The following is a 23,785-nucleotide window of genomic DNA, read 5'->3' on the forward strand; positions in this document are numbered from 1 at the left end:
ATATCCTTAACGCAGGCTAACGGAAATACTTACTAAATTTCAGTATACAACTCCAAGGTGGTCTTTAATAAATTTTACTTGAAGGATATTTCAGCTTACAATCCTTCTCTCTTAAAGCAAATAATCTATCTACTTTCCTCTTCATAGTCTTTATTTCTATTTTCAATCATTATATTATTCTAAAATTATTATGTCAATATAAAAATAGAAGTTTTTATATTCTATACCCTGTTTAAATTATTTTTTATAAGCCTGCAAGTTTTGCAATCATCACAAAATTTAACCCTATGTGTAAAAACATTTTTTATAGTATCTATTAATTCTTTGTTCTTACAATTATGGGCACAATGTATTACTATATTTTCAGGTGAATTCGTTATAAGTGCACTTATTAGAATATCATCTAAATCGGTATTGTCATTATATTTTAATTCCGTTAAGTCTTTAAAAAAACTATCTGTTATATCCTCTTCCTGCTCATTATTTATAATGTATTTTCCATCATTTGAGATAATTATATTCAAATAGTTCATTTTGCTTTCCTGAATTTCTACAAAATATTTTAAAAGCTTTATAAACTCATTATATTCTTTTTCGGCCATGTATTTTTCTACTACCCGATCAATAATTGTTTCTAAATCCTCTAGAAGTTCTTTCATTCTAAAGGTTATAAATCCCTCTATATTTATTTCCCTATTTTCATTTATACATCCGCATATTTTATCTATTATATCATTTTTTTTATTTATATAATAAATAGAATCTTCATCTTTGATTTCCATTTCTCCCCTCAATACTTTTAAACCCTCTTTTTTAATTCCTTCTAATTCTTCATATCTCAAAAAAAAGTATGCGTCAGATAAAAAGGCTGCCATATCCTTTTTACAAAATTCATCTATTATTATGTTATATATAATAGTGGCAGCATGTATATCAAATATATTGTTAAGTTTATTGTTAATTTCTCTATCACAAAATATTTTAAGGAAGTGAGTATTACACTCAATACTTTCATATATTCCAATAAGTATATCTTTGTGTTTAAAATATTCTTTTATCTCTCTTATTCCCTGCATTATACGATCTCTTTCTTTGTTATATACTATGGTTAACAACAGCATTTATTCACACTCCCTTCCAAAGTAGTATATGTCTAAACAAAATCTCTATTCAATTTTCTGCTGTCAAATATCGACAGTAATAATTTTTAAGATTAAATCATATTATATTAAGAGATTGCCTAACTTTCATAGATGAAATTCATCCAATTTTTTAATATAACTTCTGATTTTAGTAATATATTAAAAAATTATAATAAAGTATTGACAATATGTAGATGTGAATATATAATATTATTTGTCACGTAACAAAAGTTTTACGGGCGCATAGCTCAGCTGGGAGAGCATCTGCCTTACAAGCAGAGGGTCACAGGTTCGAGCCCTGTTGTGCCCACCATTACGGCCCAGTGGCTCAGCTGGTTAGAGTGCCGGCCTGTCACGCCGGAGGTCGAGGGTTCAAGTCCCTTCTGGGTCGCCATTTGGCCAGATAGCTCAGTCGGTAGAGCAGAGGACTGAAAATCCTCGTGTCCCTGGTTCGATTCCTGGTCTGGCCACCAGTTTTGCGGGAGTGGCTCAGTGGTAGAGCGTCACCTTGCCAAGGTGAACGTCGCGGGTTCAAATCCCGTCTTCCGCTCCAACAATATGGCGCTATAGCCAAGTGGTAAGGCAGAGGTCTGCAAAACCTTTATCCCCAGTTCAAATCTGGGTGGCGCCTCCAATTATATAACAATGGTTTAAAAAGCAGCCTATATAATAACTTCTTACAAGTTAGTCATATAGGCTGCTTTTATTTGGTTCTAAAACCTTTAATTTTCCTCATCATTTACTACTTCAATAATTGTGTTATTTCCAATTATATAATCACTTTTTATATTATGCACATGGCAATTTTCCTTTATTGTATTTTTTATATGTTTTTCTCCACTTCATGGTCTCATAATATCTCGTATTTTCATTTTTATCTTCCTTTCACTTGATAAGCACAATTTTTGCCTCATTATTGCATTATTGAAATAATATTTTCCTTAATTTTCTCCATTGATGTTACTCTATAAAAATTTTCTTGTTATAAATAAAGACTTCCTATGATTCTTATTTTATCATAGAAAACCTTAGGTTTTTTATTTAAGTAATCTCTTTACTCACACTAATTCTTCTTCCTCATCCTCAAACATACAAGGTAAAATTATAGTAAAAGTTGTCCCAACATTTAATTCACTTTTTATCTCAATCCTTCCTTTATGTTCACTGATTATTTGAAAACAAGAACTCAGCCCTAAGCCAGTTCCATTCTTTTTGGTAGTGAAAAACGGAGTTCCAAGCTTAGAAATAATTTCTTTGGGTATACCTGCTCCATTGTCAGTTATTCCTACATATATTTCATTAGTGAACTCATCGATATCAGTTTGAATCTTTAAAACTGGCTGTTCTACATTCTCCATTGCTTCAATTGCATTTTTACATATATTTAAAATTACTTGCCTAATTCTCACTTGGTCACACATTAAATACCGTTCATCATGATTAAATTTAAATTCAATATTTATTCCTTTTATCAATGATGAGGTCTGAAGCAAATTCTTAACTGAACTCAGCAAATCATATACTGACACTTCCTCAACAGCAATATTGGCTGGTTTTGCTAAAGTTAAAAAATCGCTCATAATTCTATTGATCTCATCAGTATCCATTTTGATTCTTTTAGCACATTCATTTATTTTCACATCATCTGAGTAAAGCTCAATTAACTGACAAGAACCATTTATTGTAGTTAAAAAATTTCTCGTATCATGAACTATACTGGCCCCCATTTGCCCCAACAATGCCAGTTTTTCTTGATTTATTAATCTCTCTTGATTATTCTTCAGTTCAGTAACATCCTGCATTACAGATATTATTCCAATCTTCTTATTTTCAACATTATATATAGGCGATACCTGTCCAGTTATCTTCCTTTTGATACCTTTTATTGAAACTAATGAGGCCTCATAGTATTCATTATACAAATTGCCCCCAAAAAATTTATTTACTATTTCTTCATTATCAAAATTTATCATTTTATTTATCTTAACAAGAGAACTCCCTATAATATCATCCTTATCTAAGTCTATTAGATTTTGAAATGATACATTACAAGCAGTTATAGTACCGTGATTATTTAGTATCATTGCTGGATATAACATAGAATTTAAAATAGTCTCCGTTTGCAAATTTAAATTTTCAATAGCTTGCTCACAGGCAGCTTCTTTTGATATAAACATAACACCATTTTCTATCTTGTGAATATTAACAAGGAGTTTAACTGAATTGCCCTCTAGTGTTTTATATGTTCTAACAATATTATCCATACTTATACCTTTTTCTATTAAACTAATCGGAAACTCATTCTCATCTTCTCTATCAATTTTTTCAATTTTATTTAAAAATTCAGTCATGGTTAACCCTGCTATATCAGCTGACTTACACTGAAGTAACTCTTCAAATTTCTTGTTTGCAAAAGTTATCCTTAGATCCTCATCATATGTATGGATTGCCAGTGGAATGGCATTTAGTATATCTCTTAATTGTTTGTTCATTTCATCCAGCTTTAAGTAGGGATAATCCATCTCTGTTTTTACTATACCTTTAAATAGACATATATAATATGTTACCTTTAAAACATGTCCATAAGCCATCACAAAGTCTGTGAACGTTTTATACGTGGTAAAGCAAATTTCAGCAGATATAAATAACAGAATTGTAATGGCAATGTATTTGTATGTAAATGTATCCTTATTACTCATTTTGCCTTTTAAATTCCATGCTGCAGCAATTAATATAAATATTATACAGTATTCAAATAATATTTTAATATTAGTTACCCCATTTGAAGTATATAGTATTGGAAAAAGATTTTTATGAAAAAATATGATATATGATATACCAATGGAATAAATAAGTGAACCAGATAGTCCTATCCATTTGTTTATTTTTATTTTAGATAAATTAGTGGTAATAATTAAAAGTAAAATTGCTTCGGTAATTCTGCTAACAATCCAAAACCTAAGTGATAAATCAAAGTAATTCTTTGGTAAAAATCCTAAAGCGTTAAAATAGAAAGTGTGCAAAACATCAAAAATTGCTATTGCTAGGAAACCCAATGCTATAATTTGATTTTTAACAGAATTGCTATAGTATCTACACCATACTACCAGAAATAAATTAGCCGCTATAATTATACACACTAGTTCCATAGATGAATGAAAAATCCCATTATATTGTTGCCACGTTGGAAACACAAGATGTGTAACTACATTAGAAAAAAGCAAAATAGTAATTGATTGGATTAAAACAACAGAAAACTGTTTCTCTTTTAGTTTTTCTAACATTATTCTAATCATCGTTATTTATCTCCCATCCTATAACATTGTCTTACATAATTATACCACCATATGAACATTGTGGGAATATGTATACAATTTAGGATAACAACTTGGAATATGTTACTTGTTTACTCCTATTTTTAACTATGTTATAATTTTAACATGATACTATACTACAAAATGGCTGAAAATAAATATTATCAACCTTTTTAGCAAGATATACAACTTATAGAACCTTTATCTCCAGTTCAAATCTGGATAAGATCTCCTTTAATGAGCAAGATTCTAAAATGATTTTTAGAATCTTGCTTATTATTTCGCTGCCATGTAAATTTAAGAATCACTTCACTCTTCAAAACAAATATTTGAGAATAAACAATCCGTAAAATATGCCATAAATTATAAATTACTAGTTTATTTTATGGAACTTAAAATATATAATATAAACTAGTAATAATCAGTAAATTAATTTAATTATATAGATTGGACGTGAGAAATTGAATACCCTTTTAAAAAATTCCATATCAGAAAATGTTAAAAATATAGAAATATCAGGCATTAGAAAATTTTATAATAAAGTTGCCCTTTACCCAGGGGCCATATCTTTAACTTTAGGCCAACCTGATTTTAATGTACCTGAAAAAATTAAGATTGCCATGATAAAAGCTATTGAACAAAATAAAACCACATACACACAAAATGCAGGAATATTGGAACTTAGAAGAGAAATATCCAATTATCTTGAAAATTTAAACATATTTTATGATCCAGAAGAAATATGCATCACTGTAGGTGGCAGTGAAGCACTTATGGATACCTTTACTGCTCTTATAAATCCCGGAGACAAGGTATTGATACCCACACCTGCCTATCCTGCTTATGAAAGCTGTGTAAGTATTTTAGGAGGTACTGTAATAAATCATAACTTAAAAGAAGACTTTTCCATAAATTTTGATGAACTAAAAAAAATACTAGAAAATGAAAAACCTAAAATGATAGTTTTATCTTATCCTTCTAATCCTACTGGTGCTGTACTGTCTGAAGAAGATAATAAAAAACTTTTTAATTTATTATGTAAACATGATATCATTGTTGTAAGTGATGAAATGTATGCCTGCCTGTGTTTTAAAGAAAATTATTATTCCATTGCTCAATATGAAAAGATACGAAATAAAGTTATATTAATAGGCGGGTTTTCTAAAATGTTTTCCATGACGGGACTTAGAGTAGGATATGTATGTGCCCACCCATCAATTATGGATGAGATAATGAAAGTACATCAATATAATGTGTCCTGTGCTCCTTCTGTGGCCCAATGGGGTGCCTATGAGGGACTTGTAAACTGTATGGAAGATGTAATCTACATGAAAGATCAATTCATAAAAAGAAGGGATTATGTTTATACCAAATTAAAATCCCTAGGTTTTGATACAAATTTACCTGAAGGGGCTTTCTACATATTCCCCTCTATAAAGACCTTTTCTATGCGCAGTGAAGAATTTTGTGAAAAACTTTTAAAGGAGGCCGGTGTTGCCATTGTTCCTGGCTCTGCTTTTGGCTCAGGTGGAGAAGGACATGTTAGAATATCCTATGCATACAGCATGAATAAACTCAAGTTATGTATGGAAAAGCTAGACAACTGGATAAACTCTTTTTAATGGTTAAGAGTTAAGAGCAGTGAGTTAAGAATTGCGGAAGAAAATCATCCACAACTCTTAACTATTAACTTTAAATCTTATTATTTACCACCAATTACATCGTCCATTGAATAGAAACCCTTTTCTCTATTAAACATAAACTCACATGCTTTCAGGGCCCCTACTGCAAAAACTTCCCTAGAAATAGCAGTATGCTTGATTTCTATGGTTTCTCCCTGTCCTGCAAATATAACATCATGTTCTCCTACTATGCTTCCTCCTCTTATAGCATGTATACCTATCTCATTATGGGTTCTCTTCTTAATACCCTCTCTTCCATTTACAAAATCTAATTTTTCCTCAATAGAATCTTTTATGGTATTTCCAAGAAGCAGTGCAGTTCCGCTTGGAGAATCCACTTTTTGATTATGGTGTTTTTCTATTATCTCTATATCAAAATTTTTATATAAAACTGCACTCATGTTTTTTAATATCTTATTTACCATATTTACACCTATGGACATATTAGCTGACCTGAACATAGGAATGTATTTGGAAGCTTCATTAATTTTTTCAAGCTGTTCTTCACTATATCCTGTAGTGCACAGTATAACTCCTATATTCTTTTCTTTAGCATATTTTAAAATGGAATCCAAAGCCTCAGGCCTTGAAAAGTCCAATATCACATCTCCTTCTATATTACACTTAGTTATATCTGAAAATACAGGAAATTTAGATTTCACACAGTTTTTATCCACTCCAGCTACTATAGCTAAGCTAGAATAGCTTTCAGCTAAATTAGTTACTACTTTTCCCATTTTGCCATTGCATCCACTTAATATAATTCTAATCATTTATAAACTCCCCTTAAAAATTATTTGATACACTTTAAATTTAATAATTTCATAACTTCAACGTGAAAGAAATCAATCTTTCACGTTAAAATTTAAAAAATAATCTTCCGTTTTTATAATAATCTAAATAAATAAAATTTTATTTTATTTTAAAAGACCATAATTTTTAAGTTCTGTTTTTAAAACTTCTAAATTTGCCTGTGACATATCACAGAGTGGAAGTCTGAGTTTTCCTGCATTCATTCCTAAAATATTCATGGCAGTTTTTACAGGTATAGGATTTGTTTCTATAAACATGGCTTTATTCAATGCAAAAGAATCCAATTGTATTTTCAATGCTTCCTCTGTCTTGCCTTCTAAAAATAATTTGCACATATTATGCATATCCTTTGGAATAATATTTGCAAGTACCGATATAACACCTATTCCTCCTACCGAAAGTATAGGAATTACTTGATCGTCATTTCCAGAATATATATCAATCCTATCCCTGCATAAGGCTTTCATCTGGGCAATCTGACTTATATCTCCGCTGGCCTCTTTAATAGCAGCAATATTTTCTATCTCACATAATTCTTTAAGGGTCTTAGGCTGTACATTCATGCCTGTTCTTCCCGGAACATTGTATACTACTATAGGAACCTTTACTCCAGAAGCCACTGCTTTAAAATGTTCTATCAATCCTTTTTGAGTAGTTTTGTTATAGTATGGAGTAATTACCAACAGTCCATCTACTCCTACACTTTCTGCCCATTTACTCATATCTACAGATGATTGAGTGCAATTATTACCTGTTCCTGCAATAACTGGTATTCGGTTTTTCACTACGTCTACAGTGAGTTTTATAGCATCTTTCCTCTCCTGTTCTGTCATTGTGGAAGCTTCTCCAGTAGTCCCACAAATTATTATAGCATCTGTCCCTGATTCAATATGCCACTCTAATAATTCTTCAAGTTTTTTTAAGTCCACACCCTTATCATTAAATGGAGTAACTATGGCAACTCCTGAACCCTTGAATAAACTCATAAAAACACCTCATTTTTTTATTTTAAAATATTTATAAAAATATTTATTTCTTATATTATTTAATTAAACATTCTGCTATTTGAACCGCATTAGTAGCAGCGCCTTTTCTTATATTATCTGCTACAACCCATAAATTTAATCCAGAATCCAAACTAAAGTCTCTTCTTATTCTTCCTACGTACACTTCATTATTACCCGCTGCATCTATAGGCATTGGGTACTCACCATTTTGCACGTCATCCTTTAATACAATTCCTTTACATTCTTTATATAAGTTGAATATATCTTCTAATTCAAAATCTTTTTTAAGTTCTATATTTATACTCTCACTGTGTCCGTACACTACTGGAACTCTAACTGTAGTAGCAGTGATCTTTAGAGTATCATCATGTAATATTTTTTTAGTTTCATTTATCATTTTCATTTCTTCTTTTGTATAACCATTTTCTAAAAAAGTATCTATGTGCGGAATTACATTACCTGCTATAGGAAAAGGAAACTTTTTAGGTGGATTCCCTTTGTATCCTTCTATTAAATCATTATATCCTCCTACTCCGGCACCAGATACAGCCTGATATGTAGAGTATATAATCCTTTTTATACCATATTTATCATAAAGGGGTTTAATTGGCACTAAAGCTTGTATTGTAGAACAATTAGGATTTGCGATTATTCCCTTATTCCATTTTATATCTTCTGGATTTACTTCTGGAACAACTAAAGGTATATCCTTATCCATTCTCCATGCACTACTATTATCTACAACCACTGCTCCATACTTTGAGAACACGGGAGCAAATTCAAGACTTGTACTTCCACCTGCGGAAAAAAGAGCAATATCTATTTTTTTGTTTTTAATATTATCTTCTTTCAATTCCTCTACCACATAATCTTTACCGCTAAACTTCAATACTTTCCCATCAGATTTAGCTGATGCATATAAATATAAATTTTTTACAGGGAAATTTCGCTCTTCCAGCACTTCAAGAAACTTTCTTCCCACCATTCCAGTACATCCAACTACCGCTAAATTGCAACTCATGTTAATTCCTCCTAAAAACTTTATATGATGTTATTACCATTAAAATAAATTTTAAATATTTATATCTTATATAACATTTTACACTAAACTCTTGAAATATGTTAATAAAAATAAATATTATTTAGAATAAAAAATAACACATATTCAATATAATTTCTATAATATATGTCATATAATATTCATATGTGTTTATCTATTGAAAGAAAATAATCTAAAATCTTTCATAAAGCTCTCTAGCTCTTATGTATAAATCTCACTTTTGAGGTAAAAATAATTTATAGTAAAAGTGGGGGAGGATATAAAAATGGCAAAAACACCGCTTAAAAAAATTATAAAAGCTAAACTAAAATCACATAAAGAACTTAGTGAAATAGAAAAATTAAGGGAACAATTAAAATACGAAATAGCAGAAGAATTGGGATTAAAAGAAAAAATCGATACCTATGGATGGAGTGGTTTAACTTCGGAAGAAACAGGAAGAATTGGCGGTATAATGACAAAGAAGAAAAAAGAACTTAATATCCCAAAGAATGAAGTTCTGCTAAATGGCAAAGATAACTTTAAAGATTTATAGTAAAAAATATTACCTTGTATTAAAATATATACTATAATAATATTCATATGTGAAAATTAATTCATTAAAATTTTTATATAAAACACCTTAAAGAAAGGAGTAAAACCTCATCTTACAGGTTTACCATAAGACATAGATGAAATGTTACGAAAAATTTGCCCATATATATGATGATCTAATAAATACTGATATAGATTATAATGTATGGTATGAGAAAATTATAAATTTATGTAAAGAATTAAATATACCCCGAAGAGATTACCTTGATTTAGCCTGTGGAACAGGTAATTTGACAGAAAAATTAGCCCCGCATTTTCAAACTGCCTGGGGCGTAGATTTATCCTACGAAATGCTTACAGAGGCAGATAAAAAACTAAGAAGCAAAGGATTAAAAGTAAATTTGATACGCCAGGATATAAGTGGACTTAACCTAAATAAAAAATTTGCTCTTATAACCTGTTGCCTTGACTCTACAAATTATATACTAGATGAATTAAATCTTAAAAATTACTTTAAAAGTGTATTCAATCATCTAGATTCCAATGGAATGTTCATATTTGATGTAAATTCCCATTATAAAATTACCAATATATTAGGAAATAACACCTATACTTATGATAGTGAAGAGATAACTTATATATGGGAAAATTTTTTAGAAAATGAAATTGTGGACATGTATCTTACTTTTTTTATAAAGGATAAAGAACTATATAGACGATTTGACGAGCACCATAGAGAAAGGGCCTATACCTGTGATTATATCGAAAAAATTCTCACAGATTGTAATTTACATATTATAACTAAACTGGATAATTACCAGGATAAACCCCCTGCCCCTACTTCTTTAAGAATAGTCTATGCAGTAAAAAAGAACATATAGCTGTACTTTTAATCATAAGGAGGTGAAAAGTGGCAATCTCTCCTTCTCACAGAAGAAGGGGCATATTTGCCACGAATTGATGAGATATAAAATACAAGATAAGCTGATACGAGCTACAGCTAAGGACGATAATATTAGAATAATAGCAGCTTCAACTACAAACTTAGTAAATGAAGCTGTTAGAATTCACAACTGTGCTCCTACCGCAGCTGCTGCTTTTGGAAGAATGCTTACCGCAGGCAGTATCATGGGTGCAATGCTAAAGTCTCCCCGAGATAGTTTAACCGTAAAAATATCAGGAAATGGCATAGCTGGAGGCATACTTGTAACTTCCTATGCTGATGCCCATGTAAAAGGATATATTAGAAATCCTTCTGCAGATTTACCTTCAAATGATAAGGGTAAACTGGATGTAGGAGGAATTATAGGTATAGATGGAAATCTCACTGTAATACGAGACATGGGACTGAAAGAACCTTATTCCAGTCAAGTTCCCATACAAACTGGAGAAATAGGAGATGACCTGGCCTACTACTTTACGGTTTCAGAACAAACTCCTTCTGCAGTAGCTCTTGGAGTCTTAGTGGATACAGATTTAACTATCAAGGGTTCAGGAGGTTTTATAATTCAGATGATGCCAGGTGCTGATAATCTATTATCGGATTTGGTGACTTATAGATTACAGGAACTGCCTTCCATATCCCATATGATAGGAGACGGACTAACTATAATTGAAATATTAAACACTGTATTTAAAGATATGGATTTAAGAATATTAGATACACTAAATCCCATCTATAAATGTGATTGTTCCAGAGAGAGGGTGGAAAAAGCACTTATAAGTATAGGTATACAGGATTTAGAAGAAATTTATAAAGATAAAAAGTCTGAAGAATTAAAGTGCAACTTTTGTAATAAATCCTATAAATTTACCAATCAGGAGATAGGAAGCCTCCTTAAAAGTTTGAAAAAAATCTAATCCACTACATTTTTATGGATTAAAAAATATTTATATGTTATAATTTGCTTAAAAAACTGAAAATGCATTAATTCCTATGAAAATTTGATAGATTAAAAATGAAAGGATGATTAATTCATGGAAACAAAATACGATCTTACAGATCCTTACCAGATAGCTAAATACATAAAAGAAGCAAAAAAGTCTACTCCCCTTAAGGTTTACCTCCAAGGCAGCATATCAAGTTGTAATCTAAAAAACATAGAATGTTATGGCAGTAATAATTTTTATGTTCTTTTTGGAGAAAGTGCAGACATATGTAAATTTCTAGATGAAAATAAAAATAAGATTGAACAATTTAGAATAGAACAGGATAGAAGAAATTCTGCTATTCCTCTTATAGATTTAATAAACATAGATGCCAGAATAGAACCTGGTGCTATAATACGGGATAAAGTAAAAATAGGTAAAAATGCCGTTATTATGATGGGAGCGGTAATAAACATAGGTGCAGAAATAGGGGAAGGTACCATGATAGATATGAATGCCGTTGTAGGTGCCAGAGGAAAATTGGGCAAAAATGTTCATCTAGGTGCAGGTGCTGTGGTGGCAGGAGTTCTTGAACCACCTAGCAAGTCACCTTGTGAAATAGGTGATGATGTACTTATAGGCGCTAATTCCGTTATTCTAGAGGGAGTTAAGGTTGGAAAAGGCTCCGTGATTGCCGCAGGCTCAATAGTAATAGAAGATGTACCAGAAGGAGTTGTAGCCGGAGGTACTCCTGCAAGAATACTAAAATCTGTGGATGATATGACAAAGGATAAGACTAAAATTTTAGCGGACTTAAGAAAATAAATATTTAAACAGGGATGAAGTTTTCATCCCTTGAACCATCTTTCAAGTAAATTTTAACATATGCGTTTATCTTCTATATTTTCACTTAAACATTCTTCCCCTTCCCCGTTTTTTTCATAATTTTCTTCATCTTCATGAGAAAAACTCGTTCTTTCTTCCACAGTTTCATGATCTTTATCCTTGTTTACTTTTTCCATCTTGGATATAGAAACTTCATAGGCTATTTTTCTTATAGTTTCTGTATCGGATATCTTTTTCTGATATTCCCTACTCTGCAATCTTCCCCATATTCTTATATTATCACTAACCTTTAAAGATTTACAAAACCTAGAATTTCTTCCCCATGCAATAGTAGGTATGTAATCAGATTTATTATAGGCTCTATTTACAGCTAATAACATATCTGAAATTTCCCTACCAAAAGGAGTTGTCCTATAAACCGGCTCTTTGCATATAAATCCATCAAGAAAAATTTGATTTGGGTTTTTACTTCTTTCAACGCATAACTCTATATTTCTGGCGAATACAGTTAATATTAATCTATTTCCCCCATCTACAAATTTATTGTAGGATCTCAATTGTCCCTCTACTATAATTTCTGTGCCTATCTTTATATCCATTCCTCCTATAAGCCTTTCTGAAATAGTGATAAATAATATATCCTTACTTTCACTTAGCCTTGGAACTTCAATATTAAAAGTATAGAAACCTTCTCCATACATTTCATGACTAAATTGCAGCTCCGAAATCACCTTGCCTTCAAGATAAATCTTATTATTTAACATTAAATTGTCCATCATAAACCCCTCTTTCCCTTAGTTTTAAATATATCATTACCATATAAGTATTCATTAAAAAACAAAAATATACTTTAAATACTTAAAATATTTAAATTTAAACATTAAGTATTCTATTTTTAAATAAAGAATTATTACAGGAGCTTTCCATAAGACCCATAGTTATAGCTATCATAGAGGCATAAAGTTCTTCTATGTCCTTCAAAGCAATATTTACTGGAATTTCCTGCGCCTCCACAACTTTTCCTCTGCACATAATATCTCTTTGAAGACAGTACACAAAACCACTATTGTAATTCAAACTGGATATAGTGACTGTATTTTTACTTCCCAATCCGTAAGTTATAATATATCCACATATATCTACATTGCTTTTTTGTCCATTTATCAAATCCATATTTACAAAACAATATTCGCTATTTAAAATCTTAAATTCTTCATCTATGGAATTTAAAATTACATACTCTACTTTTTTGGTATCGCCATCATTTATAAAAATATTATAGCTTACACTGATCTTATCAAATAGGTTCATTAAATGAGTTGTGAATTTACAGCTGCTCCCTATAATTTTTACAGATTTCATATTTATTGCCTCCTGTCAAAATATATACTGGTTTAAAATTATTTTAAACAGGATATACTTTTTTATACTCAAGCATGGAAAAATACATGCCTTAGAAAACATTAGAAACCTGTTTTACTTAATGTTTTATATTCATTGATTTTCCTCATTGCCATTATAATACATATTTATTCTATTTTTCAATAACAGTTATAATATAAATTGAACTAATCACTTATTTGTTTTCCTTCATTATCCAATGTATAATTACTTTTATAAATTAAATCTCCCACTTTAACAAATTTATATCCCTCTGCACTCAACTTTTTTATTATCTTAGGTAAATTTTCAGGGGTATACTTAGCTGTATTATGAAATAACATTATAGAACCAGGTTTTATGTTCTTGATTACTCTATTATATTCAATATCTGCCCCCTGTTCTTTCCAATCTATGCTGTCTACATCCCATTGAATACAATAATATCCTGACTTTTCCACAGTATTTATAACTCTGTCATTATATGCCCCTTCAGGACACCTGAATAATTTTGTTCCAGAAGCTGTAATATTTCTTATTTTGGCTTCATTTATGTTTATATCTTCTATGATTTTTTCCTGTGATATTTTGGTCATATTGGGATGCCTGTCAGAATGATTACCTATTTCATGTCCTCTTTCATATATCTGCTTTAATTTATCAGGATTTCTATCTATCCAGTCACCTACTATAAAAAATGTAGCTTTAATATTATATTTATCCAATACATTCAGTATCTCTCCAATATACTCATCTCCTAAACTCACATCAAAAGTTATGGCAACCTTTTTTTCTTTTGTATCAACACAGTAAATGGGAATCCTTCTATTTGTATTTATAAAGGTTCCCTTATATCTATAATTTGTAAATACAGATATTAAAGTAGCTACAAGCAGCAATAGAGTTATCATAAATATTTTTTTTATTAATCTTACCTTCAATTTTTTCCTCCCATATATATTTATTTTCATAACTTTATATAGTATTCTACCTTAACAAATATTACAGGAATATAAAAATTTATTGTTAAACATATTAATTATGTTGAAATACTTTATGTTATAATATATATAATTATAGTATTTCGAATTTATATGGAGAGGATTTTATAATGTTTGAAGATACTTTGGAACTTGCAGAAAATAAATTATTATTACTTTATATATTTAAAAAAATCAAATTCCCTATTTCAGATAATGCCATAACTGAAATTATACTAGAGAATGATTTTATAAATTATTTTACTATGAAACAATATTTAAATGAACTTTTGTCTTCTAATTTTATCACTCAGATAGATAAAGCTAATAATCATAATCTAATAATTACCGAGAAGGGGTTAAAAGTATTATGCTTATTTAAAAATAGAATTTCAAAAGACAAACTAGATATCATAGACCATTATTTAGAAAAACAAAGCAAAAACATAAAAGAACACCTTTCAATAAATACTCATGTTTTAAAAGACAAAAATAATTTTATTGTAGATTTAAAGATATCAGAGAATGATTCTATATTAATGGAAATAAAATTAAATGTAGATTCTGATAAAAAGGCAAAAAAATTGTGTAAAAAATGGGAAAAAAATTTTTCAGAACTTTATCAGAAAATTGTGGAATCTCTCATGGAAAATTAAAAACTTCAATTTATAATCATACCTGTAGGTTCCCCTCCTATAGGTATATATTTTTTACTTTCATTTTTTATATTTAATTTTATAAGTAAATTATTATAGTTATCACCTATATATAAATTATCTTTATACTTTATTACATTTCTTGGCATACCCCCTACAATTATTCTCTTTTTTTCTTTATAATTATTTATATCTAGAATACTTATGGTTCCATCACCAAAATTAGCTACGAAACCATATCTGCTATTACAATATATATCCATAGGAGAATTTCCTACAATAATTCTATTTATGATTTTATAGTTTTTCAAAGACAAAATAGCTATACTTCCCTTAAATTCCGATCCTATATTACTCTCACATATTAATACATGTTTTCCATCTACCGTAAATACAGCTTTAGTGGGATAGCAGCCCACTCTTACATTTTTTACATATTCTCTATTTTCACAATCTATTAAAGTTATACTGTCATCTTTCATGTTGGCTATTAATAATAATTTTCTTTCCTTATTTAGGCATATACTATAGGGAAGATTTCCACAGGGTATGCGTTCAACTACTCTCTTCAATTTTAAATCAAATATTAATACACTATTTAAATCTCCACATATTATATAAACATTATTGCCATAAACCACTGCATCATTGCAGCATTCTCCTATATAATAACTTTCTTCTTGAACTTCATTTTTCTTATCTATTATAGTTATGGCATTATTATATCTATTGGCAGTTATAATCTTATCATTACCCACACATATGCCTTGAGGTCCAACTCTATAAATTATATCATCAGACTTTAAATGTATTTTCTTTTCTTCATGAAAATCATCCAAGTTAACCTTTGATACAAGATCAGAAGAAGTGCTACATACATAAAGATAGTCCAATACCATCACCCCCTACAAATATAATATGAGTATGTATCAAAATGGGTAATAACAATACCAAATTATTTTCTTGTATAAGTGATTTATATTCTATATAATTATTTTATAAAATGATTCTTAGGTTCAAACTTGAGATAAAATAAATTTATTTTTATAGAATAAGGTGATGAAATGTATAGTTATATAACAAAAGGAGTATGTTCAAGACAAATAAATTTTGATATATCTGACAATAAGATTAAAAATGTAAATTTTATAGGAGGATGTAATGGCAACCTTCAGGGGATATCCCGATTAGTGGAGGGAATGGATTTAAATGAAGCCATAAAAAAACTGCAGGGTATTTCCTGCAATGGAAAAGGTACCTCCTGTCCTGATCAACTGGCAACTGCTCTCAAAGAATTTGCTGCAAAGAATTAAAACATAAAGAACATATTTTTAAAGGTAAAATATGTTCTTTATCGGAACGCTGGAATTAACTAATACCACCAGTTGGAAATAACTACTTTAATTATCTGATACATCACCATGTCTTTTTATAATCTTCCTCATATCTCCTACCATATACAGCGAACCACACACTAAAATTAAGTCCTCTTTACTACAATAAGAAAGTGCTTTTCTATATGCTTTTTCATAATCATTAAAATCTTCACAATTAGAGTTATACTTTCCTATTATAGTTTTCAGTCTACCTGCTATTTGCCCTCTTTTATCTTTGGGGGTAACTGCCATAACCCTTTTTGCGAGAGGCACAATGGTCTTTACCATCTTCTCTACTTCTTTATCTGCCAGTATACCAAGTATTAAAATCATATCATTATATTGAAAATACCTACATATATTTTCTTTAAGCATTGAAATTCCCTGTATATTATGAGCTCCATCTATCACTACCAATGGATTTCTGCCCATGACTTCAAGCCTTCCCTTCCAGCTTACATTACCTAACGCTCTTGATATTACAGACTTATCCACCAAAATATCATATCTGGATAATTGTTCTAAAGTAAATAAAGCTGCGGCACAATTTAAAAGCTGATGTTTACCCAAAAGAGATAGTTTAATGTCATAATCGGCTTCTTTGGTAGCTATTTTTACCTGCTGTACATATTCTCTGCTTCCGCTGTCAATCTTATTTCCACCTATAAGATTAGAAGAATTTACAGGAACCTTTAGAAGTTCACTGCCCTTTTCCTCACATACTTTTTCTATGACCTTCTCAACGGATTCCGACTGAGGATAAAGTATTACGGGAATACCTTTTTTGATTATTCCTGCCTTTTCATAGGCTATTTTCTCTAAAGTATCACCCAATATGTTCATGTGATCATAACTTATGGAGGCAATTACACTTGCCATAACTCCCCCTTCACACTCTTTGGCAAAGGAAACCATGACATTGGTAGAATCAAATCTTCCTCCAAGTCCTACTTCAATTACCGCTATTTCTACTTTTTTTTCCCAGAAATAATAGAACATAGCACAGGTGATTACTTCAAACTCCGTTGGATTATCATAGCCCAGTTGTAAAACTTTATCTACCGCCTTCGATACCTTAGTAACTACTCTGCTTAAATCATCATGGGATATATTTTTCCCATTTATTTGAATTCTCTCTTCAAATTTCTCTAAATAAGGAGAAGTATACATGCCCACTTTAAATCCGGCCTCCATTAATACCCTACTTATCATCACAGTAATAGAACCTTTTCCATTAGTTCCTGCAACATGTACAGCTTTTATTTTTTTATGTGGATTCCCTAAAAGCTCTAATATTTTTTCCGTTCTTTCAAGACCTAAGTTCACTCCAAATTTAGCAATATTGTTTATATACTGCAATGTATCCTTATAATTCATAATGCCTCATCCCATATTTTATTTTAGACTTTCCAATCTCTCAATTACAGTTTCAAGCATTTCTCTATACTTATCCCCTTTTTCTCTCTCTCCATCCACAACAGACTTTGGCGCTTTTGAGAGGAATTTCTCATTTGAAAGTTTACTATCTACTCTTTTTATTTCCTTTTCTAATTTCTCTTTTTCCTTACTGAGTCTTTCAATTTCCTTGTCTTTATCTACAATCTCCAGAAGAGGAATAAATAATTCAGCTCCTGTAGTTACTGCAGATACCGCATTTTCTGAAACCTTACTCTTATCATCTAAAAATTCAATTTCACTGGCAGAAGCCAACTTCTTAAAATATTCTTCCCCATTTTTAAAAGTATCCAATGCATTTTTCTCCGTTATATATATTAATAATTTTGCCTTTTTTGAAAATGGTACATTCATTTCTGCCCTTACATTTCTGATTGCTTTAATGGCCTCTATAATATATTCCATATCTTTTTCTACTTTTGAATCCTTAAACTTTTCATTATATTCTGGCCAGGATGAAACAGTTATGGATTCACAATCCGTATAAAGATGAGAGTATATTTCCTCCGTTATAAATGGCATTATAGGATGGAACAGTTGAAGCGAAGTAACAAGTACATTGTTCAACACATTGTATGCAACTCCCTTCTCTTTTTCACTTCCACCGTACATAACTGGCTTTACAAGTTCTATATACCAGTCACAGAATTCACCCCAGATGAAATCGTACATTTTTTGCGCGGCTATTCCAAGTTCAAACTTCTCTATATTATCCGTTACTTCCTTTGCCAAAGTATTTAACCTTGAAAGTATCCATTTATCTGCATCACTATACTCCCTGCATGCTTTGTACTTATCCATTATATTTTCATCTAAATTCATAAGTACAAATCTTGAAGCATTCCATATTTTATTGGCAAAATTTCTAGCAGACTCTACCCTTTCTGGATAATATCTTATATCATTTCCCGGTGCATTTCCTGTAATAAGTGCAAATCTAAGTGCATCTGCCCCATATTCACCTATTACTTCTATTGGATCAACACCATTTCCAAGGGATTTAGACATTTTTCTTCCTTCTGAATCTCTCACAATTCCATGTATCAATACATTTTCAAAAGGAATATCATCCATACAATATAATCCAGAAAATATCATACGTGCTACCCAGAAAAATATTATATCGTACCCTGTAACTAAGGTATTATTAGGATAAAAGCACTTTAAATCCTCTGTATTTTCAGGCCAGCCCAATGTGGAAAAAGGCCATAGGGCAGAACTAAACCAGGTATCCAGTACATCTTTATCCTGCTCTATATTGCTAGAATTACACTTGCTGCACTTTGAAGGATCCCTATCACTTACTATAACTTCTCCACAGTCTTTGCAATACCACACTGGAATTCTATGTCCCCACCACAGCTGTCTGGATATACACCAATCTTGAATATTTTCCATCCAGTTAAAATAAGTTTTTTCAAATCTTTCCGGTATAAATTTAACTTTTTTATTTTTTACTACATCTACAGCGGGCTTTGCAAGGGACTCCATCTTTACAAACCACTGCTTTGAGAGCATAGGTTCAATAGTAGTCTCACATCTGTCATGACAACCTACGTTATGTACATGTTCCTTTACTTTTACCAAAAATCCCTGCTCTTCTAAATCCTTTACCAATAATTTTCTAGCTTCATATCTGTCAAGTCCATCATATTTGGTTCCTGGAAGTTTTACAGTCCCATTTTCATTTAATACTATGATTTCAGGTAAATTATGTCTTTTACCTACATAATAGTCATTAGGGTCATGAGCTGGAGTTATTTTTACTGCTCCTGTACCAAATTCCATATCTACGTAGTCATCAGAAACTATTGGTATCTCCCTATTTAAGATTGGAAGCAGTGCAGTTTTTCCTATCAGATGTTTATATCTCTCATCCTCAGGGTTCACTGCAATAGCTGTATCTCCAAACATAGTCTCCGGTCTTGTAGTTGCTATTTCCAGATACTCATCACTGTCAATTACTTTATATTTTATATGCCAAAAATGGCCCTGCTGCTCACCGTACTCAATTTCCGCATCGGATATGGCAGTATGGCACTTAGGACACCAGTTTATTATTCTATTTCCCTGATATATAAATCCTTCTTCATATAATTTTACAAAAAACTTTCTAACGGCCTTATTCAGCCCCTCATCCATAGTGAATCTTTCCCGTGTGAAATCCACAGAACAGCCTAATTTTTTTATCTGCTCCCTTATCCTGGCCCTATATTCATCAGTCCATTCCCAGGTTCTCTTAAGAAAAGCCTCTCTTCCTATCTCCTTCTTTACAACTCCATCTTTTAAAAGTTCCTTTTCTACTTTAACTTCTGTGGCTATACTGGCATGATCTTCTCCCGGCACCCATAATGTATTGTACCCTTGCATCCTCTTGGTTCTTATTATTATATCTTGAATGGTATCATCCAGTGCATGACCTAAATGCAGCTTTCCTGTGATATTTGGAGGGGGGATCACTATAGTATAGGACTTTTTTGTGTGATCTGCTTTAGGTGTAAAATAGCCTTTTTCCTGCCAAATATTATAAAGCCTTTCTTCAAATGCTTTTGGATTATAAGTAGTTGCCATTTCTTTTTTTTCTGACATTAAAATTCCTCCTCTTACAAATATAATTTCATTATAAAAAGCCTCCATCCCAATAAAGGACGGAGGCCCGCGTTACCACCTTTTTTCCTGTAAAATCACAGACTCTTAAAAAAATAACGATTAAGAAACCGTCTTTACCTACTGAATATTTCAGTAAAGAAACTCTAAAGCTACCTTGGAGATAACTTATATAGAAAACCTCTCAACTAATAAGTTTTCCTCTCTTTATACTCTATTACCTCTACTCCTCTTTTTCACAGTGATTACACTTAATTTAATTTTATATATTTTTATTATAACCTTAATTTTTAGGCTGTCAAGAAATTTTATTTAATAGCTTCTTTTGCAAAAGAATTATTGACTATCTTATTAAAAGGGGGCCTTTCAGGTATTAAATCAGCTTTATAGGACTGTATTATATCCATAAGCCTGTTTAAATCTTCTTCTTGTATAACAGGTGTATCTGCATAGGCATCTATATCTCTATAATTTTTCACTACAGACTTTAATATGTCTTCACTAGTTCCAGGGAAAAATGATTTGATAGATTGGGCTACTTCCTCATCGCTGTGTTCTTTAACCCACATTTGGCCTTCATAAATAGCCTTAGTAAACCTTTGTATAATTTCAGGATTCTTTGATATATAGGATTTTGTAGCAAAATAACAGGTATATGGAATGTTACCTGCAGATTTACCTATTGAGGCTGCTATATAACCATTTTTATCTTTTTGGAGCATACTGGCTGTTGGTTCAAAAAGAGCCACATAATCTCCCGTACTAGCTTTAAATGCACCGGCTGTAGCAGTATAGGCTAGATTTGTTATTATATTTACATCTCTGCCAGGTTGTATGCCGTGATTTTTAAGTACATATTCCAGTGTCATCTCTGGAACTCCCCCAGGTCTCCCTCCAATTATAGTTTTTCCTTTTACAGATTCCCACTTAAAATCTTCTTCTTTATTTCTTCCCACCAAGAAAGAACCATCTGTAGAAGTTAATTGTGCAAAAATCACAGGAAAATCCTCTCGTTTCTGATTATATATATATATGGTTTGTTCAGGACCACAAAATCCTATATCGCAGCTTCCGCTAAGTACCTGCTGCATAGTTTTATCTGCTACCCAAACAAAAACACAAATTATAAGTAACCCCCTAATTGGGGCTGTCCTTCGAATTTAAATCCAATATAAAATCATATATCTTCTGTAGAAAAGTATCTTTATTATACTCTATAGAAAGTTCAAGCTCTAGTTTTTCTGCTTCAAATTGAATTTGCTGTAAAGAAAGTAAGTTCATTTAAAATCCCCCTCTAACTACATCTCTTTTACAGAACATCTGTTCTAATCAACTACTATAATAATACCATAAAATTACTAACATATCCACATCATTCTAGTGCATTCTTTTTTCCTAATATTTTATTTAACATCTAAGAATCCCCCCTATCCTTGATATTTAAACGGTGCACCTTTTATTGCCTATAATGATACCACAAATAATATTCCTGGGCGGAATATCATATTGCAAAATTAGACATTCCATTATTTTCTTGTATAAAATACAAATATTGTGTCGTAAAATGTAGGTTGAGGTGGTTTTTCTTGTTTAAAAATATGCGAAAAAAATTAGGATTTACGCAAAATCAAATGGCTAGAAAGCTTGGTATAAGCCAAGGCACATTAAGTAAGTTAGAAAACAATTCTGTTTATAAAATCAATATTATAAAGATTGCCTTTATAAGGAAGGTGTGCGATATTTTTTTTGTTATGCCCCATAATATTATTTCTATATTTTTATGATGGGCAACCCTATTGTCCTTTTTATTCCTTGGAAAATAAATGTACATATTGCAACTATAAGAATTGTTATAAAACAAAAAAATAACTTTACTATTTTATGTCGTTATACGGACATTTATTTTATATATAGTCTATATAACGACATTTCATTGATATACGCTCATTTTATGGTAGGATATCCCTGATATATGTTTAGATGGGAGAATTTACATGGGATTAAAAAAGTCTTTTGGAGATAAAATCTATGATTTGCGCATGGGGCTTGAGTTAACTCAAGAAGAATTTATCGCTCGACTTAGGCCACCGTTTTCCAGAACAACTTTAAGTTACATAGAAAATGGTATATCTATGCCTAGCGCGGAGTTTATAAAAGCTATATGTGAAGCATATAATGTATCTGCCGATTGGCTTTTAGATATAAATGATACAATAGCATTAACGATAAAAGAAAAACAACTTCTGGACAAATATAATAAATTGTGTGAAAAGAACAAGCAACTTGTTTTCAACTTATTGGATGCCCTTAATTATAAAATTGATAAAGATGAACAGAAAGGCTCTAGCTAAAATAAAGCTAGAGTTTTATTATTCCATTCTATAAATACGGATTGAGTGTTGTTTATGAATGAAAAAACTACTATATATTTAGAACCTGATTTAAAAAAGGCTGTTAGAATAGAACTTGTCAGAGATGGAGAAAATCAAAGTTTGAGCAATTTAATAAATCAGTTATTATACAAATGGCTGTCTGAAAAAGAAAAAGAGGGGCACTAAGCTCCTTCTTTAATATCCTATTTATCTTACACGTATGAACTTTTTAAGGCTGGTAAATAATTTACTATCTAATTTTATTATCTTCTCAATTAGCTCATCCCCTGTGTCTGTTATTTGATAGATAGTAACTTCTCTAATACTATCTTTTGAAAATGCGGTTATCACCACATTTCCATCAGATGTAATAGAAAATTCTGCATGTATTTTTAAATCTGGATTTATAATATTCTCAAGTCTTTTCTTTAATTTTTCTTTGGAATTTTTTATTGCATTAATATTTTCTTTAGACCATCCTGTAAAATGACTTTTAACACTACCCTTATATCCTTTTATATCCATAATTTCACTGCAATCATTACAAGGATATTCACCCCCATCTATATCCTTGAATATACACTCTTTACATCTTATAGCCATGACTCTATCCCCTCCCCGAAGTATTACTAAGGTAAATTCTAGCATAGGAGTTGTAGAAATTACAGATATTATAGGGAATTGGTTTGGTT

General features: G+C 30.9%; 24 protein-coding genes, 5 tRNA genes and 2 other annotated features (1 of these 31 cut by a window edge). Of the genes, 15 read left to right on the plus strand and 14 right to left on the minus strand.

Annotation, left to right across the window (positions count from 1 at the left end):
• Positions 1-154 (minus strand) — a binding site (T-box leader) (it extends 84 nt beyond the left edge of the window).
• A gap of 67 nt (positions 155-221) precedes the next feature.
• Positions 222-1,121, minus strand: a complete 900-nt coding sequence (gene ytxC, locus CKL_RS15565; RefSeq protein WP_012103542.1) for a putative sporulation protein YtxC — start codon at positions 1,119-1,121, stop codon at positions 222-224.
• Positions 1,122-1,379: 258 nt separating this feature from the next.
• On the opposite strand from ytxC, the gene CKL_RS15570 reads away from it, so the two are divergent.
• The 5 genes from CKL_RS15570 to CKL_RS15590 all read left to right on the plus strand — a co-directional run bounded on the left by CKL_RS15570 (position 1,380) and on the right by CKL_RS15590 (position 1,776).
• Positions 1,380-1,455: transfer RNA gene (locus tag CKL_RS15570), tRNA-Val, on the plus strand.
• Between the two features lie 4 nt (positions 1,456-1,459).
• Positions 1,460-1,536: transfer RNA gene (locus tag CKL_RS15575), tRNA-Asp, on the plus strand.
• Positions 1,537-1,539: 3 nt separating this feature from the next.
• Positions 1,540-1,615: transfer RNA gene (locus tag CKL_RS15580), tRNA-Phe, on the plus strand.
• A gap of 5 nt (positions 1,616-1,620) precedes the next feature.
• Positions 1,621-1,695, plus strand: a tRNA-Gly gene (locus CKL_RS15585).
• A gap of 7 nt (positions 1,696-1,702) precedes the next feature.
• Positions 1,703-1,776: transfer RNA gene (locus CKL_RS15590), tRNA-Cys, on the plus strand.
• A 424-nt stretch (positions 1,777-2,200) separates the two neighbouring features.
• Here the strand turns inward: CKL_RS15590 and CKL_RS15595 are convergent.
• Positions 2,201-4,438, minus strand: a complete 2,238-nt coding sequence (locus CKL_RS15595) for an MASE3 domain-containing protein (protein WP_012103543.1) — start codon at positions 4,436-4,438, stop codon at positions 2,201-2,203.
• Between the two features lie 479 nt (positions 4,439-4,917).
• Here CKL_RS15595 and CKL_RS15600 point away from each other — a divergent pair, with 479 nt between their 5' ends.
• A complete protein-coding gene (locus tag CKL_RS15600) occupies positions 4,918-6,078 on the plus strand; it encodes a pyridoxal phosphate-dependent aminotransferase (RefSeq protein WP_012103544.1) in 1,161 nt (386 codons plus the stop codon).
• A gap of 80 nt (positions 6,079-6,158) precedes the next feature.
• Here the strand turns inward: CKL_RS15600 and dapB are convergent, their stop codons facing one another.
• The 3 genes from dapB to CKL_RS15615 all read right to left on the minus strand — a co-directional run bounded on the left by dapB (position 6,159) and on the right by CKL_RS15615 (position 8,979).
• Positions 6,159-6,911: a 4-hydroxy-tetrahydrodipicolinate reductase gene (gene dapB, locus CKL_RS15605; RefSeq protein WP_012103545.1), complete on the minus strand. Its 753-nt coding sequence runs from the start codon at positions 6,909-6,911 to the stop codon at positions 6,159-6,161.
• A gap of 144 nt (positions 6,912-7,055) precedes the next feature.
• Positions 7,056-7,937 carry a 4-hydroxy-tetrahydrodipicolinate synthase gene (dapA, locus tag CKL_RS15610; protein ID WP_012103546.1) on the minus strand — a complete coding sequence of 294 codons (882 nt, stop codon included), beginning with the start codon at positions 7,935-7,937 and terminating at the stop codon, positions 7,056-7,058.
• Positions 7,938-7,992: 55 nt separating this feature from the next.
• Positions 7,993-8,979 carry an aspartate-semialdehyde dehydrogenase gene (locus CKL_RS15615; protein WP_012103547.1) on the minus strand — a complete coding sequence of 329 codons (987 nt, stop codon included), beginning with the start codon at positions 8,977-8,979 and terminating at the stop codon, positions 7,993-7,995.
• Positions 8,980-9,283: 304 nt separating this feature from the next.
• On the opposite strand from CKL_RS15615, the gene CKL_RS15620 reads away from it, so the two are divergent.
• The 4 genes from CKL_RS15620 to dapD all read left to right on the plus strand — a co-directional run bounded on the left by CKL_RS15620 (position 9,284) and on the right by dapD (position 12,246).
• Entirely contained in the window at positions 9,284-9,553 is a 270-nt protein-coding gene (locus CKL_RS15620) for an alpha/beta-type small acid-soluble spore protein (protein WP_012103548.1), read from the plus strand.
• Between the two features lie 136 nt (positions 9,554-9,689).
• Entirely contained in the window at positions 9,690-10,433 is a 744-nt protein-coding gene (locus CKL_RS15625; protein WP_012103549.1) for a class I SAM-dependent DNA methyltransferase, read from the plus strand.
• A 91-nt stretch (positions 10,434-10,524) separates the two neighbouring features.
• Positions 10,525-11,412 (plus strand): Hsp33 family molecular chaperone HslO, encoded by an 888-nt coding sequence (hslO, locus tag CKL_RS15630; protein ID WP_041701000.1) that lies wholly within the window; start codon positions 10,525-10,527, stop codon positions 11,410-11,412.
• A 117-nt stretch (positions 11,413-11,529) separates the two neighbouring features.
• Positions 11,530-12,246 carry a 2,3,4,5-tetrahydropyridine-2,6-dicarboxylate N-acetyltransferase gene (gene dapD / locus CKL_RS15635; RefSeq protein ID WP_012103551.1) on the plus strand — a complete coding sequence of 239 codons (717 nt, stop codon included), beginning with the start codon at positions 11,530-11,532 and terminating at the stop codon, positions 12,244-12,246.
• A 53-nt stretch (positions 12,247-12,299) separates the two neighbouring features.
• Here the strand turns inward: dapD and CKL_RS15640 are convergent, their stop codons facing one another.
• From CKL_RS15640 to pdaB, 3 genes are all read right to left on the minus strand, one after another.
• Positions 12,300-13,043: a single-stranded DNA-binding protein gene (locus tag CKL_RS15640; protein ID WP_012103552.1), complete on the minus strand. Its 744-nt coding sequence runs from the start codon at positions 13,041-13,043 to the stop codon at positions 12,300-12,302.
• Positions 13,044-13,140: 97 nt separating this feature from the next.
• Positions 13,141-13,629, minus strand: a complete 489-nt coding sequence (locus CKL_RS15645; protein ID WP_012103553.1) for a hypothetical protein — start codon at positions 13,627-13,629, stop codon at positions 13,141-13,143.
• A gap of 206 nt (positions 13,630-13,835) precedes the next feature.
• Positions 13,836-14,588 carry a polysaccharide deacetylase family sporulation protein PdaB gene (gene pdaB, locus CKL_RS15650; RefSeq protein ID WP_012103554.1) on the minus strand — a complete coding sequence of 251 codons (753 nt, stop codon included), beginning with the start codon at positions 14,586-14,588 and terminating at the stop codon, positions 13,836-13,838.
• A 170-nt stretch (positions 14,589-14,758) separates the two neighbouring features.
• On the opposite strand from pdaB, the gene CKL_RS15655 reads away from it, so the two are divergent.
• The gene (locus CKL_RS15655) at positions 14,759-15,283 is read left to right on the plus strand and encodes a DUF4364 family protein (protein ID WP_012103555.1); all 525 of its coding nucleotides are present in this window, start codon (positions 14,759-14,761) and stop codon (positions 15,281-15,283) included.
• 5 nt (positions 15,284-15,288) lie between these two features.
• Here the strand turns inward: CKL_RS15655 and CKL_RS15660 are convergent, their stop codons facing one another.
• A complete protein-coding gene (locus tag CKL_RS15660; protein ID WP_423200906.1) occupies positions 15,289-16,182 on the minus strand; it encodes a YncE family protein in 894 nt (297 codons plus the stop codon).
• A 165-nt stretch (positions 16,183-16,347) separates the two neighbouring features.
• Between CKL_RS15660 and CKL_RS15665 the strand changes: the two genes are divergently transcribed.
• The gene (locus CKL_RS15665; protein ID WP_012103557.1) at positions 16,348-16,596 is read left to right on the plus strand and encodes a TIGR03905 family TSCPD domain-containing protein; all 249 of its coding nucleotides are present in this window, start codon (positions 16,348-16,350) and stop codon (positions 16,594-16,596) included.
• A gap of 87 nt (positions 16,597-16,683) precedes the next feature.
• On the opposite strand, the gene CKL_RS15670 is transcribed toward CKL_RS15665, so the two are convergent.
• From CKL_RS15670 to CKL_RS20975, 4 genes are all read right to left on the minus strand, one after another.
• Positions 16,684-18,036: a bifunctional folylpolyglutamate synthase/dihydrofolate synthase gene (locus CKL_RS15670; RefSeq protein WP_012103558.1), complete on the minus strand. Its 1,353-nt coding sequence runs from the start codon at positions 18,034-18,036 to the stop codon at positions 16,684-16,686.
• A gap of 18 nt (positions 18,037-18,054) precedes the next feature.
• Positions 18,055-20,703, minus strand: a complete 2,649-nt coding sequence (locus CKL_RS15675; protein WP_012103559.1) for a valine--tRNA ligase — start codon at positions 20,701-20,703, stop codon at positions 18,055-18,057.
• Positions 20,704-20,755: 52 nt separating this feature from the next.
• Positions 20,756-20,970: a binding site (T-box leader), on the minus strand.
• A gap of 59 nt (positions 20,971-21,029) precedes the next feature.
• Entirely contained in the window at positions 21,030-21,812 is a 783-nt protein-coding gene (locus tag CKL_RS15680) for an ABC transporter substrate-binding protein (RefSeq protein WP_012103560.1), read from the minus strand.
• A 46-nt stretch (positions 21,813-21,858) separates the two neighbouring features.
• Positions 21,859-22,002, minus strand: a complete 144-nt coding sequence (locus tag CKL_RS20975; protein ID WP_155814039.1) for a hypothetical protein — start codon at positions 22,000-22,002, stop codon at positions 21,859-21,861.
• Positions 22,003-22,319: 317 nt separating this feature from the next.
• Between CKL_RS20975 and CKL_RS21860 the strand changes: the two genes are divergently transcribed.
• The 3 genes from CKL_RS21860 to CKL_RS20980 all read left to right on the plus strand — a co-directional run bounded on the left by CKL_RS21860 (position 22,320) and on the right by CKL_RS20980 (position 23,279).
• Positions 22,320-22,505, plus strand: a complete 186-nt coding sequence (locus CKL_RS21860) for a helix-turn-helix domain-containing protein (protein ID WP_423200921.1) — start codon at positions 22,320-22,322, stop codon at positions 22,503-22,505.
• 210 nt (positions 22,506-22,715) lie between these two features.
• Complete coding sequence (locus CKL_RS15690; RefSeq protein ID WP_012103562.1) at positions 22,716-23,072, plus strand: helix-turn-helix domain-containing protein; 357 nt, start codon at positions 22,716-22,718, stop codon at positions 23,070-23,072.
• Positions 23,073-23,126: 54 nt separating this feature from the next.
• The gene (locus tag CKL_RS20980; RefSeq protein WP_012103563.1) at positions 23,127-23,279 is read left to right on the plus strand and encodes a hypothetical protein; all 153 of its coding nucleotides are present in this window, start codon (positions 23,127-23,129) and stop codon (positions 23,277-23,279) included.
• Positions 23,280-23,300: 21 nt separating this feature from the next.
• On the opposite strand, the gene CKL_RS15695 is transcribed toward CKL_RS20980, so the two are convergent.
• The gene (locus CKL_RS15695; protein ID WP_012103564.1) at positions 23,301-23,696 is read right to left on the minus strand and encodes a hypothetical protein; all 396 of its coding nucleotides are present in this window, start codon (positions 23,694-23,696) and stop codon (positions 23,301-23,303) included.
• Positions 23,697-23,785 lie beyond the last annotated feature (89 nt).

Origin of the sequence: Clostridium kluyveri DSM 555, from assembly GCF_000016505.1 — a bacterium.
Classification (GTDB): Bacteria; Bacillota; Clostridia; order Clostridiales; family Clostridiaceae; genus Clostridium_B; species Clostridium_B kluyveri.

What these genes read in the sequence shown, in the direction of transcription:
- ytxC (WP_012103542.1), bottom strand. Translation starts at nt 1,121, where the DNA reads ATGCTGTTGTTAACCATAGTATATAACAAAGAAAGAGATCGTATAATG.
- CKL_RS15595 (WP_012103543.1), bottom strand. Translation starts at nt 4,438, where the DNA reads ATGATTAGAATAATGTTAGAAAAACTAAAAGAGAAACAGTTTTCTGTT.
- dapB (WP_012103545.1), bottom strand. Translation starts at nt 6,911, where the DNA reads ATGATTAGAATTATATTAAGTGGATGCAATGGCAAAATGGGAAAAGTA.
- dapA (WP_012103546.1), bottom strand. Translation starts at nt 7,937, where the DNA reads ATGAGTTTATTCAAGGGTTCAGGAGTTGCCATAGTTACTCCATTTAAT.
- CKL_RS15615 (WP_012103547.1), bottom strand. Translation starts at nt 8,979, where the DNA reads ATGAGTTGCAATTTAGCGGTAGTTGGATGTACTGGAATGGTGGGAAGA.
- CKL_RS15620 (WP_012103548.1), top strand. Translation starts at nt 9,284, where the DNA reads ATGGCAAAAACACCGCTTAAAAAAATTATAAAAGCTAAACTAAAATCA.
- CKL_RS15625 (WP_012103549.1), top strand. Translation starts at nt 9,690, where the DNA reads ATGAAATGTTACGAAAAATTTGCCCATATATATGATGATCTAATAAAT.
- dapD (WP_012103551.1), top strand. Translation starts at nt 11,530, where the DNA reads ATGGAAACAAAATACGATCTTACAGATCCTTACCAGATAGCTAAATAC.
- CKL_RS15640 (WP_012103552.1), bottom strand. Translation starts at nt 13,043, where the DNA reads ATGGACAATTTAATGTTAAATAATAAGATTTATCTTGAAGGCAAGGTG.
- CKL_RS15645 (WP_012103553.1), bottom strand. Translation starts at nt 13,629, where the DNA reads ATGAAATCTGTAAAAATTATAGGGAGCAGCTGTAAATTCACAACTCAT.
- CKL_RS15655 (WP_012103555.1), top strand. Translation starts at nt 14,759, where the DNA reads ATGTTTGAAGATACTTTGGAACTTGCAGAAAATAAATTATTATTACTT.
- CKL_RS15660 (WP_423200906.1), bottom strand. Translation starts at nt 16,182, where the DNA reads ATGGTATTGGACTATCTTTATGTATGTAGCACTTCTTCTGATCTTGTA.
- CKL_RS15665 (WP_012103557.1), top strand. Translation starts at nt 16,348, where the DNA reads ATGTATAGTTATATAACAAAAGGAGTATGTTCAAGACAAATAAATTTT.
- CKL_RS15670 (WP_012103558.1), bottom strand. Translation starts at nt 18,036, where the DNA reads ATGAATTATAAGGATACATTGCAGTATATAAACAATATTGCTAAATTT.
- CKL_RS15675 (WP_012103559.1), bottom strand. Translation starts at nt 20,703, where the DNA reads ATGTCAGAAAAAAAAGAAATGGCAACTACTTATAATCCAAAAGCATTT.
- CKL_RS15680 (WP_012103560.1), bottom strand. Translation starts at nt 21,812, where the DNA reads ATGCAGCAGGTACTTAGCGGAAGCTGCGATATAGGATTTTGTGGTCCT.
- CKL_RS20975 (WP_155814039.1), bottom strand. Translation starts at nt 22,002, where the DNA reads ATGAACTTACTTTCTTTACAGCAAATTCAATTTGAAGCAGAAAAACTA.
- CKL_RS21860 (WP_423200921.1), top strand. Translation starts at nt 22,320, where the DNA reads ATGCGAAAAAAATTAGGATTTACGCAAAATCAAATGGCTAGAAAGCTT.
- CKL_RS15690 (WP_012103562.1), top strand. Translation starts at nt 22,716, where the DNA reads ATGGGATTAAAAAAGTCTTTTGGAGATAAAATCTATGATTTGCGCATG.
- CKL_RS20980 (WP_012103563.1), top strand. Translation starts at nt 23,127, where the DNA reads ATGAATGAAAAAACTACTATATATTTAGAACCTGATTTAAAAAAGGCT.
- CKL_RS15695 (WP_012103564.1), bottom strand. Translation starts at nt 23,696, where the DNA reads ATGGCTATAAGATGTAAAGAGTGTATATTCAAGGATATAGATGGGGGT.